Here is an 18161-nt window from a genome sequence, read left to right as displayed (position 1 = left end):
ATTTAAATTTCCAGACTTTTATTTACCTTAATGATTCTGGTGAAACCGATCACCAGACGCTTACTTTTGGAGACATCATGCACCCACAAGAACTGAAAAAAATCCTCTCTTCCGGCCTTCTGTCTTTTCCGCTGACAGACTTTGACGCCAATGGCGACTTCAACGCAAAAACCTATGCGGATCGTCTGGACTGGCTGGCCCCTTATGGCGCGAGTGCATTATTTGCCGCTGGTGGTACTGGCGAATTTTTCTCACTTACTTCATCCGAATACAGCAGCATCATTAAGGTCGCGGTTGACACATGCCGTGGCAAAGTACCTATTCTGGCAGGTGCCGGCGGCCCTACCCGCGTTGCTATCGCTTACGCACAAGAAGCAGAACGTCTGGGTGCAGACGGCATCTTGTTATTGCCACATTACCTGACTGAAGCCAGCCAGGATGGTCTGATTGCGCATATTGAAGAAGTTTGTAAATCGGTCAGCTTCGGTGTCGTGGTGTACAACCGTGGCATCTGTCGCTTAACGGCGAACTCGCTTGAAATTCTGGCGGCACGCTGCCCTAACCTGATTGGTTTCAAAGACGGTATCGGCGATATCGAACTGATGGTTTCTATCTGGCGCCGTCTTGGTGATCGCCTGACCTATCTGGGCGGTTTGCCAACAGCCGAAGTTTACGCAGCCGCCTATAAAGCATTGGGCGTGCCAGTGTATTCTTCTGCCGTCTTTAACTTTGTACCGAAACTGGCGATGGACTTCTACCATGCTGTCGCCAAAGATGATCACGCGACAACCAATCGTCTGATCGACGAATTCTTCCTGCCTTATCTGGATATCCGTAACCGTAAATCAGGTTATGCAGTCAGTATCGTTAAAGCAGGTGCGCGTCTGGTCGGTCATAGCGCAGGCCCAGTCCGCGCACCACTGACTGACCTGACGGCAGCCGAAGATGAAATGTTGCGCGAACTGATACTCAAGCAAGGCGCGCAATAAACGGCGATCGTTAAGATCACCCGTATTGTCAACGTAACGTTTTCAGGTGGTTATTGCGGTAAACGACCACCTGCACCGGAGAAATAAAGATGGAAATTTCAGGACAAATGCTGATAGGAAGTCAGCGCATCATGGGCCAATCTGGCGGCACCCGTGCAATCAACCCAGCCACCAACGAACAATTGGAACCATTGTTCGGTTACGCCTCAGAAGCTGAGGTCAACCGGGCATGCGAATTGGCTGAACAAGCATTTGACGCCTATCGCCTGACATCGCTGGAACAACGCGCCGCATTTCTGGAGGCAATCGCCGATGGCATTATGGCGCTGGGTTCAACGCTGATTGAAAGAGCGCATGCCGAAACTGGTCTGCCAGTCGCACGCCTCGAAGGTGAACGTGGTCGCACCGTGAATCAGTTGAAGCTGTTTGCAAAAGTTTTGCGTGATGGTCACTACCTGCAAGCAACGCTGGACTCGGCATTGCCAGAACGGACACCGCCGCGCCCAGACCTGCGTATGCAGAAAATCGCATTGGGTCCGGTTGCAGTCTTTGGCGCCAGCAATTTTCCTTTAGCCTTCTCCGTTGCCGGTGGCGACACAGCGTCAGCACTGGCTGCCGGTTGCCCGGTCATCGTTAAAGCACACAATGCACATCTGGGCACATCAGAACTCGTAGGCTCAGCAATCCAGCAAGCAGCGATCAGCTCACAAATGCCGGAAGGCGTGTTCTCCATGCTGATTGGCGCGGGTGCGGCAGTCGGGCAAAAACTGGTTGCACATCCTGTCATTCAGGCGGTCGGTTTTACCGGCTCGCGTAGTGGCGGCCTCGCATTAGTGAAAACAGCCAACGAACGCAAAGAGCCTATTCCGGTCTATGCAGAGATGAGCAGTATCAATCCTGTGTATCTGTTACCTGCCGTATTGGAAGAAAAAGCCAGCGCACTGGCGAGTCAGTTTGTCGATTCACTGGTGATGGGCGCAGGCCAATTCTGCACTAACCCTGGGCTGGTGCTGATGCAAAAATCAGCGGCAGCAGAACAATTTATCGCAGCGGCAAAACTGGCACTCGAAGGGAAGCCAGCGACAACCATGCTGACGCCTGGTATTCACGGTGCATATCAGAGCGGCTGCGCGAAAATTACAGATTTGAAAAACGTGCAGATCGCAGCCAAAGGTCAGCCAGCAGCCACTCCAAATGCCGCGCAAGCGATGTTATCGGTGTGCGAAGCCAGCGATTTTCTGCAGACTCCGGCATTGCAGGAAGAAGTATTTGGCCCGTCTTCTGTGGTCATCCTGTGTGATGATTTGCCGCAAATGCTGGCCGTCACAAAAGAACTGGAAGGCCAGTTAACTGCAACCGTACATACGGCACCAGACGATCATGTCGCAGCCCGTGCATTATTGACGAGTCTGGAAAAGAAAGCCGGCCGTATCCTGTTCAATGGTTTCCCAACCGGTGTCGAAGTCGCACACTCCATGGTGCATGGCGGCCCATTCCCTTCAACATCGAACAGTCGCAGTACGTCTGTCGGTGCCACGGCAATTGATCGCTTCCTGCGCCCCGTCTGCTATCAAGCGATTCCATCTGATCTCTTGCCGCCGGCATTAAGTGATGAAAATCCTTGGAAGCTCACAAGAATGGTCGACGGCAGTCTGAAAAATTAATATGATCGCTCCCCTTTGCTGCAACGCTGCCAAGGGGAGTTTGCGGTATACCAAGCACACGAAACAGATGTGCGTAGACATACAGTAACAAGGAGACACTCAGATGAGTTCTAATCAAATCGGCAAATACCGATGGACTATTTGCGCACTGCTGTTTTTTGCGACAACAGTGAATTACCTGGATCGTCAGGTGCTCAGCCTGCTGGCACCGGATTTATCAAAAGAGTTCGGCTGGTCAAATACTGACTACGCCAATATCACCGCTGTATTTCAGTTCGTCTATGCGATTTCCATGCTTTTTGCGGGCCGCCTGATTGATAAAATCGGCACAAAAGCAGCCTATACGCTGGCAATCGCGATCTGGTCAATTGGCGCGATATTGCATGCTTACGCCATTCCCGCCGGTGAAGCTACATCAAACTTACTGGCAACGCTTGGCTTAGCAGTCGTGCCAGTGTCGGTTGCTGGCTTCATGTTGTCACGCGCAGTTCTCGCCTTCGGTGAAGCAGGTAATTTTCCCGCTGCAATCAAAGCGACCGCTGAATATTTCCCCAAACATGAACGTTCATTCGCAACCGGTATTTTTAATTCCGGCGCGAATATCGGTGCGATTCTGGCGCCGCTGACCGTACCCTGGATTGCCGAAAAATTCGGCTGGCAAACAGCCTTCATCGTCATCGGCGCAATCGGCTTTGCATGGATGGTTGCCTGGGAAATTCTGTATGACAAACCTGAGAAACAAAAACGACTCAGCAAAGCAGAACTGGACTACATCCAGCAACATGATGCGCCGGTCAGTGATGCGGTCACGACTGAAAAAACTTCCTGGCTGAAGTTGTTAAGCTATCGCCAGACATGGGCATTCGTCTTCGGTAAATTCATGACGGATGGCGTGTGGTGGTTTTTCCTGTTCTGGCTGCCAAAATATCTGGAAGTCCAGTACAAAATGCAGAAGACAGAAATCGTCATTCCTCTTGCAGTACTGTATAGCATGACGATGGTAGGCAGTATTGGTGGCGGCTGGTTACCAAGCTATTTCATGAAGCAAGGCATGGCTCCGTACACAGGCCGGATGCGAGCGATGTTGCTGATCGCCGTATTTCCGCTCGTCGTATTGCTGGCACAACCATTCGGCTATATCAGCTCCTGGGTGCCGGTATTACTGATAGGGATAGGTGCTTCTGCGCATCAGGCATGGTCGGCAAATATCTTCACCACTGTTTCTGATATGTTCCCGAAAAAAGCCGTGGCCTCGGTGGTCGGTATCGGCGGCATGGCTGGCGGTCTGGGCGGTGTGTTGATTTCAAAATCAGGCGGCTGGTTATTTGATTACTACAAAGCAGCCGGACACATACAGACAGGCTACACCATCATGTTTTCATTCTGTGCGGTCGCCTATCTGCTGGCGTGGGCAGTGATGAAAGCCTTAGTCCCAGCACACAAAGACATCACTGACCTGTAACGCCGGAGTATTGACATGCAAGCATCTGCAAACCTTGAAGTTATCGGCAACGAATCCTGCGTGGTAGGCGAAAGCCCGCTCTGGTGCGAAAGCCAGCAGTCCTGGTTCTGGGTTGATATCCCCCAGAAACGTGTCTGGAAATACGACACCAGCAAGCAGCAGAGCCGTTACTGGAACACATCAGAAATGGTTGCCAATATTGCGTTCTCAGCACAAGGTGATCTGATCGCTGGCATGGAAACCGGGTTATTCCGTTTATCACTGAATGCTGAAATACATGCATTGGAAACGCGGCTGGTCGCGCTGCCAGAAGCGCAACCGGGATTACGCTTCAACGATGGCAGATGTGATCGTCAGGGACGTTACTGGAGCGGCACCATGTGGATGGACATGGCTGCCGCCAGAAATATCGGCAAGCTGTATCGCTACACCAGCCACGACGGATTGTCTGCGCCCGTCATAGCTGGATTACTGACGCAAAATGGCCTGGCATGGTCGCCTGATGGCAGAACAATGTATTTGTCAGATTCTCACCCGCAAAGTCAGCTCGTCTGGGCGTTTGATTACGATACTGATAGCGGAACACCGTCAAACCGGCGTCTCTTTGCAGATATGAAAGAATTGCCGGGGCGCCCCGATGGAGCCGCAGTCGATACTGATGGTTGCTACTGGATTTGCGCCAACGATGGCGGCGCTATTTTGCGTTTCACACCGCAAGGCATAGTTGATCGGCAGATTGCATTACCGATGAAAAAACCGGCGATGTGCAGCTTTGGCGGTCCGAATTATGAATGGATGCTGGTGACTTCGATCAACCCGACGCCGGGTCAAAACGATGAGTGGGCGGGAAAAACTATCCTGCTAAAACCGGGAGCGCAAGGAATTGCTGAAACAGGTTTTCAGTTTTAACTACCGCCAAACCTGACAGATATTTCAGCGCATCGGATACAAAACTAAAGTTTCCAAAAAGCATGAGATACGATAACATACAACAAATCTTACATTATTTCACATAAAAACATTATCTTTTTACTACATTTAATTAGAAATTTGAAAGTTTAGCCAAGAACACCAGATTTAGTTATCTTTATTGCAAATAGTTGTCCGATGTCGTAACTCTGAATTCAACATCCCTCCTTTTTCCGGGAAATACAGATTCGATCCATCTCTGTATTGCCCCCGTAAAGTCCGTTGTATTTTCAAACACGCTTGGCTTCCCTCCGCTGATCAGCTGCGCAACTGCGCCTGCACTTCCGCAATAAGACAGCAAATCTGTTCTGACGAACCCGAATCAATTCACTTTACCTACTTTGCGTAATCACCTGGAGAACAAGATGCAAAAAGCTGTACTAACACGAAACACTCTGGCGGCAGCGCTGGCAATTGCCTGCACCGCGCCTACTGCATTTGCAACGGAAATCAATAACTTCGTCAGTATTTATGGTTTTATCAACGGACAAATTGAGTCGGTTGAAGCCAAAGGTGGTGCCACACCGTATGAGCGTCGTGGTCGTATTTCTGATGGCAACTCGCGCATCGGTTTCACAGGCAACGTTGAAGTCAACAGCGACATCAAAGGTATCTGGCAAATTGAAGGCGGTCTGAATAACTTTGAACAAGCAGGAACCAACGATAACGGACAAACCGCGACACTCGAATCGCGCAATACCTTCGTTGGCTTACAAAGTGAAAAATTCGGTCGTTTTGTGATCGGTAACAGTGACTCTGTTTATCGCAGCCTGGTTGGCTCCGGCAGCGCACTGGGCGGTAATATGGGTATGACCGTACATGGTGTGGACGTGTTCAACAACACATCCGCCCAACTGACCGGTAATCAGGACAGCATTTTCAGCCGTGGTGAATCACGTATGAAAAATTCTGCACATTATTTATCTCCGGAATTGTTTGGCTTTCAGGCGGGTGCATCGTATGGCTTCGATGAAGCACGCGCCAGTCGCAGTGATCGCAGCCGTTATTCATTAGCGCTGAAATACCAATATGAAGGACTGGCGATCGGTGTTGCTTATGATCGTCAGAACAATACTGGTATCGATTCCACGATGCTGCAACGCGGCTACGGTGTGATTCTGAATGCACAGGAAGGACTCAGCACATCTTACGCAAAAGCCGTCATCAGCTACACGCTGCCAACAAAAACGACGGTTGGCTTTGGCTATGAACGCAGCAGCCTTGGCAACTCTCAATTTATCAATCCATCGGTCGGCTCAATCTACACTGGCAACCGCGACAAAACGCTGAAGCAGGATGCAGTCATTCTGACGCTGGCGCAAGATTACGGTGACGCATCGTTCCTGTTCGGATACGGAAAATTAAACGGCCTCAAAGGCATCAACAGTTTTGCTGAGGATGATTTCCAATCCAAACAACTGTCTTTAGCAGCGACCTACAGGCTCAATAAATTCCTGACGCCATACATCTATCTGACGCGTATCAACAATAACGCTCAAGCCAGTACTAATTTAGGTCAGTCTTCACTGCGCAGTAACAATCTGGGAACCAGTACTGCCTTCTTTGCACCAGGCAACAGCCCACGTGCAATCGGTGTTGGTTTGTTAGCGCGCTTCTGATAAATCACTTCCGGAGACCAAATAATGAAAAAATTAAATCAAGAAACAACATCTGGCCGCATCTTTAAAACGACGGCACTGTTATCGGCACTCACTTCAGCTCTTCTTCTGACAGCATGCGGTGGTGGCGGTGGCAGCGATAACACAGCAACCGCAGTCAGCTACACACCCGGCGCTGTCTTTAAAGTAGGCACGACGACCTTTGATCCAGACTTACCGGCAGAACCACAATTGCCAACGGATGCCCAGGTTTGCGCGACTCTGGAAGCGAGCAATAATCTGGTGCGTCGTCCTGATGGTTCCTTGCCGCCAGAAGCAGATCCATCCAAAACCGGTGTTGGTGTTGCGGTTGATCCTGCAGTCGCTAATCCCGACCAGGCGCGGATTCAGAGCGCACTTGATGCCTGCGGCGCTGCCGTGGACAAAGAAGTCGGTGGTGCGATTGCTGCGGCTGATGCCGCCGCGGTAGCACAACAAACGGCGGCTGCTGTTCCCAATAAAAACATCGCCGGTATCAGCGGTGAGGAACTGGCTAAACCACAATATCGCGGCAGTAAATTTGCAGTACGACTGGTCGTCAACAGTAAAGGCCCGGGTAACGGCTTCATTTCAGGCCCATTGACATTGCCGTCTGGCGTGACATTGTGGATCGATAAAGGGGCCACGCTGTATGCAACACGCGACGTCAAAGCTTACGCACCAAATGTGGCAGGCCCTTACTGCGGCAATACTGCGGTCAGCTCGAGCAAAGCCGGTAGCTCCAGCAATTGTCTTGCGTTGATCAATGGTAATAATCTGATCAACTCAGCAGTTGTCGGTGATGGCTCAATTGATAGCCGTGCTTATGCAGAGATCGTCACAACAGACAAACTGTATCCGATCATGAAGGTCGATATGAGCTGCTCCAATACCTATGCAAACTATGCAAAAGGTACACAAGCGGCGGATGGCACAGCGTGTGACAACGGTGGCACGACGGTCAATTCGAAAACCACAGCCCGGAATATGACATGGTGGGATCTGGCGTATCTCGGCAATATGGTGCAAAACGGCACAACTGGTACAGGTTCGCAATCGAACTTCCGCATGATGGTGTTCAACTATGCGAAGAATCTGACCTTGTATCGCATCACACTCAATAACAGCGCGAACTTCCACGTTGTACCAAGTGGCGTTGACGGCTTTACCGTATGGGGTGTGAAAGTACAGACACCATCGCTGGCGGCATTTGCCAATCCGGCAGGTAACGGCAATCCTTTGTACACGGGCGACACCTATACCAAAGACAATGTTAAAAATACAGATGCCTTTGATCCGGGTGCAGCAACCAGTCCGACGATCGTCGCATTGACAACAGGAAAATCAACAACATCCAGTGCAAAGCATGCATTTGATGGTTATCTGAAAAACTTCGTCTTCGTCTACAACTATGTCAGTACAGGTGACGACGACGTTGCAATCAAAGGATCATCTAACCCAAGCCCAGCCGGCAGCAATCTGGCAGCGGTTGATGGTAGTCGTGATGTCCGTAGCGACCGTAAATCTGGCGCAGTCATCGCACATAACCACATTTACTGGGGTCATGGTATTTCCATTGGCAGTGAAACCAATGCAGGCGTAAAAAATGTCGAGGTGTACGACAATTCCTTCCAGCATTCTGAAGAAGGTCTGCGCATCAAATCCGATTACGCACGCGGCGGTGAAGTCAGCAATATTAATTACAAAAACATCTGTATTAAAGACGCCGACAACGCACTGCTGTTCACTACTTACTACAGTACAAAAGGCCTTCCAGCAACGGGTCCTAAGGTGCCGAATTTCCATGACATCCGTCTTGAAAATGTACGCATTATGGGTGACTCCGCAATTAAACTGCAGGGCTTCCAGGCGAACACCGGTGGCTTTAATCTGCCAGCTTTCCCGTTGGTGATGAGCATGAACAACGTCGTTGCAGATACACCATCTGCAATGCGTATGACGATGTCCGATGCGCAACTCACAATCAAAGGTGTGAATCTGCCTATCGTGGCATCAACAGATAATCGCGTCACAGTCAATGGTGTTGCGACATGGGCGGTTGACGGTGATTTGGTGCTCGATTGCAGCAAGGCTTTTGTCGACTTCCCGACCATCGGCCAGTCGAATATTTTTGGTTCGGGATGGGACAAATAAATCCGATTGAACAACAGGCAGCCCGCAGGCAAGCGGTGCTGCCATAAATCAGGCTGACGCAGGCATCACACGATGCATGCGTCAGCCTTTGTCGTTTTTCAGCATTGCCATTCTTGCAGTCTATCCAACTTTTTTGAGGGATATCCCATATGAAAATCTCCACGCGTTTATTAATGTTGGTGGGCGCCGCCATTGTCGCTATCGCCGCCATCGGTGCCAGCAGTCTCAGCACGCTATATTCTGCCCTGATGCATGACAGAGAAATGCAAATCGAGACCATGCTGGCAATGGGTGAAAACCTCGTCAAGCATTACCATGGCTTGCAACTGAATGGCACACTGACGCAAGATGAAGCACAAAAGCAAGCAAAAGCCGCGTTGACGCAACTCCGCTACGGCAGCAGTTATTATTGGGTCAGGCAACCGGATGGCTTGAATCTGGTACATCCTGACACTAAGAAAGTCGGCACGATTTCCCAAGGGCAGACCATGGATGGTCGCCCCGATGCAAGTGCTTATCGCGAGGAGCTGGCGAAATCCCATATCGCACTGGTCAGCATGAAATCGCAACGACCAGATGGCAGCCTGGCTCCGAAATTAAATGGACTGGTTGAATTCACGCCATGGAACTGGTGGATAGGAACCGGTTTTTTCAGCGATGATATTAACCAAACCTATTGGCAATCAGCGACCACACAAACGATCATTTTTGTGATCGCGCTGATTATTCTGATCGGCTCAGGCTGGCGCATCATCCGCTCCATCAGCGCCATCCTTGGTGGAGAGCCAGCTTATGCCGCCAATATCACACGTCAGATCGCAAATAATGATCTGTCTGTCGACGTCGCTCTGGAAAAAAATCAATCTGGCAGCCTGCTTGGTGCCATCGTCGCCATGCAGGAACAGTTAGCGACAACCGTGCGCAGCATACGTCAAAGCTCCGAAAACATTGCCACCGCATCTTCTGAAATTGCTGCAGGCAACCTCGATTTATCGTCCCGCACGGAAGAACAGGCCAGCGCACTGGAAGAAACATCGGCGACGATACATGAGCTGGAAAGCACCGTCAGAAAAAATACCGAAAATGCCAGAAATGCGAATCAGCTGACAATCGATGCAACGATGCTGGCGAATCGTGGCGGCGCGGTCATGAAGGACATGCTGACAACTATGGATGCGATCAATCAATCATCAAAAGCGGTGGTGGATATTGTCAGTCTGATTGACGGCATTTCATTTCAGACGAATATTCTGGCGTTGAACGCAGCGGTTGAAGCAGCACGCGCCGGTGAACAAGGACGTGGCTTTGCCGTGGTGGCAGCGGAAGTACGAAATCTCGCGCAACGCTCGGCTTCAGCCGCAAAAGAAATCAAGAGTTTGATTGACGCCTCACAATCACATATGAATAGCGGTAACCAACTGGCACAAGAGGCAGGAAACTCGATGACGCAAATTGTCGGCGGTATCGAAAAAGTCGCCTCTATCATGCGTGATATCACGATGGCCAGTGAAGAACAGCACACCGGCATCATACAAATTACTGAAGCGATTCGTCAGATGGACAGTGTGACGCAACAAAATGCAGCACTGGTAGAACAAGCTGCCGCAGCTGCAGATAGTATGCAATTGCAGGCGGCGGATATGGCAGGACTGGTCAGAGTGTTTAAACTCAAGGATGACGAAGTCACTGATATTCGAAAAATCAAGACGATACACCCGGCAAAAGAAGCGATGAACTTGAAAGCTATCCGCCGTTAAGCCAACAACAAAAAAATAGCGGCAAAACAAATGCCGCTACCATTCTTAAAAGCGCATCCGGGAAATAACCAGATGTGCTTTTTTTATGCAGAATACTCGCGCGTGATCACTTCTTTACCAATCTTCACATTACGCAACTTCAATCCTTTGACGTTATACAGATACATTGCCTGCGTGCCCGCTGCTGGCGTACCAAAATCACAATCAGTAATCGTCACATCGCGAACAGGAAACACTTCCGGCATCGGTGCACTACCGTTATAGTCGGAGGCAACCGGCCCCAGAATAACGATCGACTGGTAACAGGAATACTCACCTTTTGCCGTCTTCACGTTCCCCACCCGGACATTGGAAATATGCACATCCTCAACCACAGGTGGGCGTATCCTCACGTTATCGCTGACGGGTGTGTAATCGCAGTCAAAAGTGACTATCGCACCGGCGGCCGTGGCAACCGTCTTCGATGCGATAGGTGAGCCCGGTAAGGATGTATAAAATGATGGCGACGTCTGCACGCCATTGGGAATCTTGATATTACGCACGTAGAAGTGTTTCAGATATCCGCCCCGATTCAGATTCGTTTTCAGCCGAATCGCTGTATTTAAAGGGTTGGTTTGCCAGTGTACGTTTTCAAACAATAAATTCTGCGCATAAACATGCTCGATGCCACCCGCCATTTCACTGCCAAGCGTGACGGCGCCATGCCCACTCTGCATCGTACAATTCTGAATCACGATATGGCGCGATGGTCCATATTGTGTATCCAGATTTTTCCCGGCCTTAATCGCAATGCAGTCATCACCAGAATCAAAAGTACAGCCATCCACCAGAACATGGTCACATGCCTCCGGATCAAAACCATCGCTGTTAGGTCCGTGACTTTTTGCATGAACACGGCGAATCACGACATGCTGACAATTCACCGGATGATGCTGCCAGAATGGCGTGTTCCTGACCTCATACCCCTCCATCAATACTTTACGACAACCGATAAACTGTATCATTGGCGGACGCAGGAAATGTCCTTTACCAAATACACGCTGGGATAAGGGAACACCAGCCTCTGACAATGCAGGCAGGTAGCTGGCGTCAGCACGCCATTTATCGTCGTTGCCTTGTATCAGTGCCTGCAGTTCCGGGCTGATCTGCGGCGCTACTTCTTTTAAAGTTTTAGCGTTGAGTGGATTGACCGCATTTTCGGATGGCTTACCGGGGCGATAATTCGGCACGGAACTCTGTGCAACTGCATTCAGCGTTTTCAGCTTGCCTTTCCAGGTCCACCAGCAATCGCCGAATTCATTAAATGGCACGCCACCCTGCCCGTCTAATACCGCAGTCCAGTCTTCACCCGTCAATGCAATATTTTCTTGTCCTATCGCATAGATCATGGGCGAATAGTTCAGACAGTCATTGCTCTGCCAGCGCGAAATACTTAACTTGCCGTTTTTTCCGCAATCAACGTCGCCGTATTTCGCATAGTCGTCGGGCTGATGACTGAAATAAACATGTGCTCCGGCCTGCAAGTGAACGTTAACATTCGATAACAAGACGATAGGCCCGGCACAAAACCAGTCACCAGCAGGAATCAGCACGCGGCCGCCGCCTTCGCGGTGACAAGTTTCTATCGCATTACGAATTGCTGAATAACAGTCAAAAGACGATGCCGCTGGAGTCTGTAACAAACCCTGATCCTCAAACGAACTCCATGCCTGTACTTTTTGCAGCTCACATGTTTTTGCACCGTATCGTGTGATCGGATAATCCACTTCGCGAAAATGGAATGGAACACTCAGCTTCGTAATAATTTCTGCAGCTCTTTTCCATGGATCGGCAGGCGTTTGTCGCTGTGCCGCACTGGCCGCCGCCCAAGGCATACTGCTACCGATACCGATTGCCGCGAGTTGCTTCAGTAAGCGGCGTCGCCCCTGATACTGCTGGTCAGCAAGGGATTCCGATGATGTCTTCAAGGTCATGTCGTACTTCCTTTTTTTGTCTCAAATTATTCGTATTGATTATTGAATTCGCCCAGAAATTGCATGGGTGCAGGTGCAGTCTGATAGCCAAAAGCCGTAGGGCTGATGGTGCTCGCAGATAAATTTCGCCAGAAGTCGTCACTGTTAAATTGCGCAGGACGGTACGGCAAGGTGCCATTTTTATTCCAGTCGGACCAAGGCGTAAGCGGATGTATATGGGCACCGATCACAGAATTGAGCACAATCATTTTCCCTACAGTTTCTATAGTCTGACGGGTAATCGTGCCAGATGGACTGACAAACTGATCTGTCGTTCCGGCCTCGCAACGATAGCCATCGATAGGTACTTTGCCGTACGGCGTGCAACGCTGATTATGAAACCATTGACGGACCAGATAAAATTTCCCAGCCATCGCATTGCTGCTCTGATCATGGGTAAAGCGGCAGCGGTTAAATACAAATCCGTAACGTGAATTCAGATTCGTACTTGGTGCCGCGACGTAAGAACTGGTGCGAGGACCTAATGAGCGTATCTCCGTCTCAAGAAAATACGCGGTCGCATCACCGAAAATGTAATCAACGTCACCTTCGATATAAGAATGATAGAAGAAGTGACGAGCGGTCTGCCCTGATTTGCCGGCGCGCATATACAAGGTATCTTGCAATCCCAGCAGACGCACTTGTTCAAACTGTGCTTTGTCGACACCATCAGTCATCATCGCTAAGGCCTGATGATGCACCATCAGACTTTTCCCATACACGCCATTTCCGGGGCAATCAGCTCCTTCACACGCCTGCGGTGCCGGTGCGCCATTTTTGTTATAGCTGTTTTCAATGGTGATATCACGCATCTGGAATGCCTGACTTTTCACCCACAGCACGGCCGTACCAAATGTCCCGATAATCGGGCGGATACGAATGCTGTCAAACATGTTAGCAATGGCCGCCGGAGCCTGCGCAAACTGCGCCCCGAAACGCTCCTGATATTGTGTTCCGGTGATCGCGGCATCCAGATTGGCACGGATACGTGTCGTAGCAGCATCTCTGCCAATCACGCTGATAGGGATAGATGTTTCAGGGATATATACCAGTCCATCATAGACTCCGGGCTCCACCAGAACAGTAATGCGGCGGGATGCCGGTAAGCGATGCGCCAGATCGTCTGTCACGATCTGATTGATCGCATCCTGTAAGCGCTGAAAACGGAGCTTACCATCAGCTGGCTCACTGGCATTGACAATATAGTCGGGTGTTATCTGCTGCGCATGAACAACTGGCGAAGACAAAGGGTCCCATATATCACGTTGCTCTTTTCCTGGCAAACCTGCATAACCAAGAACTTCGTCATAAGGAAAATGAGCAGCCTGTGCTTCATTTAACTGCGGGCGTTTATCTGTCGGAGATGGCGAAGGATAGGCCGCAAATGCGTTGGCGCAGGCAGTGTTTTTTGTCGCTGATTGCAGCGGCTGCCATTTAAAATTCTGGTTCAGCGTCGATTGCACAACGGCAGATGACCACAGTGCGTTTTCTCTGACGATCGTACTTTGTTCAGGAACGATTAAATCATTGGCGCTCATTCTGAGCGGTCTTGTTGCGTCGTAGCCATGAAATATCAGTTTCCCCGGCGTCAGCACTTGCACACGTTCGAGATGAATATCACGATATTCCGGTATCAGATCACCCGATGCGCGCTTACCGTAATGCGTGTCAAAATCCAGCGGTGCTTTACTGTTCTGTATGCAGATATCCCTATAAGTCACGTCCTGCACCAGCCCCCCACGCGACACGTCACTCTTAATGCGCAAACCCGAAGTAGCGCCATCAATACTCAGTTTTTCGACCAGCACATGTTGGATATTACCGTTGGTTTCACTACCGATGGACATACCGTGTCCAGAGTAAAAGTGATTATCACTGATGGTTATGTTTTCGGTCGGCCCCTGATTACCCGCCTTAATCGCGACGTTATCGTCACCAGTGCGAATGTAACTTTTGGTGATCGTGATATTGCGTGAAGAAATGGGATCGATACCGTCCGTGTTTCTGGCAGTGGCTGGAGTATCAATATGGATTCCCCACGCGGTAAAACCATCCACCTGATTCAGGGTGACATGAAAATTAGCCGAATTCTTCAGCCATATTCTGTGCAATGCCATCTCGCGCGACTGCGTTATTTCCAACATACGCGGTACGTTCTGATGTAAGTCTTCACGCTGGGCGCGACGTGCTATTTCCCACCAGCTCTCGGATCCGCCGAGAATGTTCTTTCCGCCCTGACCATCAATCACACCATCACCAAATAATCCGGCGTTCTGTGACTGAACAATGCTGATCAGCGGGCGGCAACCACGCCCCTTCTGATCGACTGTGCCACAACTTTTCTCACCTTTATCATAATCGGCAGGTAAGCGTGATCCCGCCAGCACCACACCAGCATCAATCACCAGAGAGACGCCCGCCTTCATCTGCAATGCGCCGGTAAGAAAATAATTTTTATCGCTATGTCTGACCAGACGCAACGCTTTACCCGATGGACACTGATTGATCGCTTGCTGCAGGCGCTGCGTGTCAGGTGCTGCCAATGTCTGCGCATCAACCTCGTTCATGTTCAGTTGCGCTGGTAACAATTGACAGATGGACGGCGCAAGCGGTTCTTTCAACGGCCTGCTATCCTGCGCGCAAACATCCGCAGCAAACAGGCTGGACATCATCAGCAACACACTGGCATAGCGGGAAACTACTGTGAATTGTGGCTGCCGCTGTTTCATGTTGTATCTCATCTTGAACTCCCTTTGGCCATACCATTACCGATTTCAGGATCTACAGCCACGAGAGCCTGTACGACCATCGCAGAAAAAATCGCTGCGCCTTTTTTACCGACATGGGTACGGTCAAACGCACTTTTCGCGGCGCCCTGACGCTCTACTGTTGCCAGTGTGCTGCCACTGGTCGGAGCAACAATTTCGGATGGCGGCGGCGCCATTGCCAGCGTATCAGCTTCGCTTTGCCCCATCGCGGCAACCAGCGCGTGGCTTTGCTGATTCAGGTCTATCGCTGGCACCTGCTTTTCGCTGGCGACACGCAAACTGGCTTCCGCCCACGGACGCAAATCGTTTGGCAGTACGCCATCTTTGAAGGTTCTGCGCGTGAGAGGTGTCAGCAAAATAATTTCAGCACCAGCAGTTCTGACCTCGTCGACATAACGCGCGAGGTTAACCGGAAACTCTGTCGCCAGATCGGTAGAGCGTCCGGGCTTACCAGGCTGATCGTTATGCCCGAACTGCATCAAAACGACGCGGCGTTTATCTGTATCACGGCGCAATTGTTGCATCACTATCTCCCAGGAACCCTCCGCCCTGTAACTACCTGAACTGCGTCCCCCCTTCGCAAGATTCAGGCACGTGACTTCTTTCAAAAAACGTTCGCACAATGCATTGCCATAGCCGCTGTTCGGTGCCATGGTCGAGTCGCCGACAAGAATAATTTCGAGTGGGCGGGTATCTTTCATGACTGGCACCGGCCCCTGGCAGGCCATCCATAGCGGAGCAGAACAAGCGAGCAAAACGACACGAAGTAATGTCTTCATGATGTCATCCAATTTAAAAAAAGAGCCTCACGAGGAGGCTCCAAACTGACTACAGGGAAGTGGTCAGACAGACAATGTTTTGTTGTAGACTGTGCCGCCGACACGGACATTTTTCAGTACCAGGTCTTTGACATTAAAGAGATACATAGGATTCTCTTTATTCACCGGATTACCGAGATCACAGTCAGAAATAGTGACATTCTTTACCGGTACAATTTTGGGTGCAGGTGATGCGGGCCCGTTGTAATCGCTGGGTACAGGCCCCAGAATAACGATAGCCTGATAGCTGGAGAATTGCCCTGCACCGGTGTCAACGTTACCTACATTAACGTTAGAAATGTGAATATCGGAAACCACAGGTGGACGTGTACGGACATTGTCGTTGATCGGATCGTAACCGCAGTCGATGGTAATAACCGCACCGGCAGAAGTTGCCACCGATTTCGTCGGAATCACTGAACCGGGCAAGGTCGAATAAAACGCCGGTGTCGTACGAATACCATTCGGAATACTGATATTCCTGATGTGCAGATTTTTCAGGAAACCACCGCGACTCATATTGCACTTAAAACGAATCGCAATATTCAATGGATCAGTTTTCCAATGGCTATTTTCAAATACCAGATTCTGCGCAAACACATTCTGAATACCTGCCGACATAATGCTGCCAAATGTCATCGCGCCATGCCCGCTGTGCATCTTGCAGTTTTGCACGACGATATTTTGTGACGGACCATATTGCACATCCGGCCCCTTACCTGCATCGACAGCAATACAATCGTCGCCGGTATCAAAAGTCGAATCTTCGATCAGGACATAGTTGCAGGATTCAGGATCGAAGCCATCGCTGTTAGGGCCCACGCTATTGGCGTAAATGTTTTTCACATGAACATTGCGGCATCCGACCGGATTATGTTGCCAGAATGGCGTATTCGTTACCTGATAACCCTGAAACAAAACATTGCTGCAATTGATGAACTGCACCATGTGTGGACGGAGGAAATGGCCTAAACCGAAAACACGTTTATCAGCGGCGACTCCGGCTTCCGCCAGCGCCCGCAGATAATTCGAGTCACGACGCCATTTATCACCCTCGCCCTGAATGAACAGGCGTTTTTCTTCCGTCAGATGCGGCGCAACTTCCGCCAGCGATACAGGATTCCGCGGATTCAGAGATACTTCTGTCTCGCCTTTCTGATGCTTGATCCAGTCGCCACTGCCAGGTGCGATATCACCGACAGAGCTTGGTTTTTCGCGCCCTTTCCAGGACCACCAGCAATACGGGCTGTCGGTAAAATTAACACCGGCCTGTCCATCCAGAATCGACGTCCAGTCATCACCCGTCAACGCAATATTTCTCTGGCCGTACGCATACACCATAGACGAGAAATTCAGACAATCATTGCCTTCCCAGCGTGTCATGGAGAGCTTGCCGTTTTTGCCGCAGTCATACTTACCGTATTTGGCGTAATCCGCCGGATTATTACTAAAATAAATATGTGCTCCGGCATTCAGATGCACATTCACATTGGAGAGCAAAACGATAGGTCCGGCACAGTACCAATTTCCCGCCGGGATCACCACACGCCCGCCTCCGGCCGCATGGCAGGCAGCAATCGCAGCCGCAATGGCTGGATAGCAATCGGTCGCTTCAGCAACAGGCGTCTGTAAGGTTTTGCGTTCGACGAAAGAAACCCATGCTTCTACCGGTTTTACTTCACAGGTTTTGGCACCATAACTGGTGACCAGAAAATCTTCTTTGCGAAAATGGATAGGTTTGGCAAAGCGATCAATAATCGCCTGCGCCTGTTTCCATGGATCTTGTTTCGTTGTCGCAGCGATCGCTTCGCTGGCCAGGCCACTGCCCATCAACAGTCCGACACTGGATGCGGCTTGCAACAGGCTTCTGCGTTTTTCGTTAATCACAACACTCATAATTTTTCCATCTTTAAAAATGTCCCTGACCTGCA

General features: G+C 50.3%; 11 protein-coding genes. 7 read left to right on the top strand and 4 right to left on the bottom strand.

Annotated features, from left to right (window positions below):
- Nucleotides 1-77 precede the first annotated feature (77 nt).
- From kdgD to H8K38_RS12535, 7 genes are all read left to right on the top strand, one after another.
- Nucleotides 78-989 (top strand): 5-dehydro-4-deoxyglucarate dehydratase, encoded by a 912-nt coding sequence (gene kdgD, locus H8K38_RS12565; RefSeq protein ID WP_186885168.1) that lies wholly within the window; start codon nucleotides 78-80, stop codon nucleotides 987-989.
- A gap of 89 nt (nucleotides 990-1078) precedes the next feature.
- On the top strand, nucleotides 1079-2653 hold the full coding sequence (locus tag H8K38_RS12560; RefSeq protein WP_186885167.1) for an aldehyde dehydrogenase (NADP(+)): 1575 nt from the start codon (nucleotides 1079-1081) through the stop codon (nucleotides 2651-2653).
- A 103-nt stretch (nucleotides 2654-2756) separates the two neighbouring features.
- Nucleotides 2757-4115, top strand: coding sequence for an MFS transporter (locus H8K38_RS12555; RefSeq protein WP_186885166.1), 1359 nt, complete (start codon nucleotides 2757-2759; stop codon nucleotides 4113-4115).
- Between the two features lie 15 nt (nucleotides 4116-4130).
- Nucleotides 4131-5024 (top strand): SMP-30/gluconolactonase/LRE family protein, encoded by an 894-nt coding sequence (locus H8K38_RS12550; RefSeq protein ID WP_186885165.1) that lies wholly within the window; start codon nucleotides 4131-4133, stop codon nucleotides 5022-5024.
- Between the two features lie 425 nt (nucleotides 5025-5449).
- Nucleotides 5450-6703, top strand: a complete 1254-nt coding sequence (locus tag H8K38_RS12545) for a porin (protein WP_186885164.1) — start codon at nucleotides 5450-5452, stop codon at nucleotides 6701-6703.
- Nucleotides 6704-6727: 24 nt separating this feature from the next.
- Nucleotides 6728-8875 carry a glycoside hydrolase family 28 protein gene (locus H8K38_RS12540; RefSeq protein ID WP_186885163.1) on the top strand — a complete coding sequence of 716 codons (2148 nt, stop codon included), beginning with the start codon at nucleotides 6728-6730 and terminating at the stop codon, nucleotides 8873-8875.
- Nucleotides 8876-9024: 149 nt separating this feature from the next.
- Complete coding sequence (locus H8K38_RS12535) at nucleotides 9025-10632, top strand: methyl-accepting chemotaxis protein (protein ID WP_186885162.1); 1608 nt, start codon at nucleotides 9025-9027, stop codon at nucleotides 10630-10632.
- An 83-nt stretch (nucleotides 10633-10715) separates the two neighbouring features.
- On the opposite strand, the gene H8K38_RS12530 is transcribed toward H8K38_RS12535, so the two are convergent.
- From H8K38_RS12530 to H8K38_RS12515, 4 genes are all read right to left on the bottom strand, one after another.
- Nucleotides 10716-12605 carry a glycoside hydrolase family 28 protein gene (locus H8K38_RS12530; protein ID WP_186885161.1) on the bottom strand — a complete coding sequence of 630 codons (1890 nt, stop codon included), beginning with the start codon at nucleotides 12603-12605 and terminating at the stop codon, nucleotides 10716-10718.
- Nucleotides 12606-12631: 26 nt separating this feature from the next.
- On the bottom strand, nucleotides 12632-15373 hold the full coding sequence (locus H8K38_RS12525) for a pectinesterase family protein (RefSeq protein ID WP_255422951.1): 2742 nt from the start codon (nucleotides 15371-15373) through the stop codon (nucleotides 12632-12634).
- A gap of 8 nt (nucleotides 15374-15381) precedes the next feature.
- Entirely contained in the window at nucleotides 15382-16191 is an 810-nt protein-coding gene (locus tag H8K38_RS12520; protein ID WP_255422950.1) for a rhamnogalacturonan acetylesterase, read from the bottom strand.
- Between the two features lie 63 nt (nucleotides 16192-16254).
- Nucleotides 16255-18126, bottom strand: a complete 1872-nt coding sequence (locus H8K38_RS12515; RefSeq protein WP_186885160.1) for a glycoside hydrolase family 28 protein — start codon at nucleotides 18124-18126, stop codon at nucleotides 16255-16257.
- Nucleotides 18127-18161 lie beyond the last annotated feature (35 nt).

This window comes from Undibacterium sp. FT79W (genome assembly GCF_014284215.1).
GTDB lineage: Bacteria > Pseudomonadota > Gammaproteobacteria > Burkholderiales > Burkholderiaceae_D > Undibacterium > Undibacterium aquatile.
Note: the sequence above shows the minus strand (reverse complement) of the source record. Positions and strands in the feature narration are given on the sequence as shown.

Bases quoted from the DNA above. Each gene is read 5' to 3' on its own strand.
- H8K38_RS12520 (WP_255422950.1), bottom strand. From the start codon at position 16,191: ATGAAGACATTACTTCGTGTCGTTTTGCTCGCTTGTTCTGCTCCGCTA.
- kdgD (WP_186885168.1), top strand. From the start codon at position 78: ATGCACCCACAAGAACTGAAAAAAATCCTCTCTTCCGGCCTTCTGTCT.
- H8K38_RS12550 (WP_186885165.1), top strand. From the start codon at position 4,131: ATGCAAGCATCTGCAAACCTTGAAGTTATCGGCAACGAATCCTGCGTG.
- H8K38_RS12560 (WP_186885167.1), top strand. From the start codon at position 1,079: ATGGAAATTTCAGGACAAATGCTGATAGGAAGTCAGCGCATCATGGGC.
- H8K38_RS12530 (WP_186885161.1), bottom strand. From the start codon at position 12,605: ATGACCTTGAAGACATCATCGGAATCCCTTGCTGACCAGCAGTATCAG.
- H8K38_RS12555 (WP_186885166.1), top strand. From the start codon at position 2,757: ATGAGTTCTAATCAAATCGGCAAATACCGATGGACTATTTGCGCACTG.
- H8K38_RS12535 (WP_186885162.1), top strand. From the start codon at position 9,025: ATGAAAATCTCCACGCGTTTATTAATGTTGGTGGGCGCCGCCATTGTC.
- H8K38_RS12540 (WP_186885163.1), top strand. From the start codon at position 6,728: ATGAAAAAATTAAATCAAGAAACAACATCTGGCCGCATCTTTAAAACG.
- H8K38_RS12545 (WP_186885164.1), top strand. From the start codon at position 5,450: ATGCAAAAAGCTGTACTAACACGAAACACTCTGGCGGCAGCGCTGGCA.
- H8K38_RS12515 (WP_186885160.1), bottom strand. From the start codon at position 18,126: ATGAGTGTTGTGATTAACGAAAAACGCAGAAGCCTGTTGCAAGCCGCA.
- H8K38_RS12525 (WP_255422951.1), bottom strand. From the start codon at position 15,373: ATGAAACAGCGGCAGCCACAATTCACAGTAGTTTCCCGCTATGCCAGT.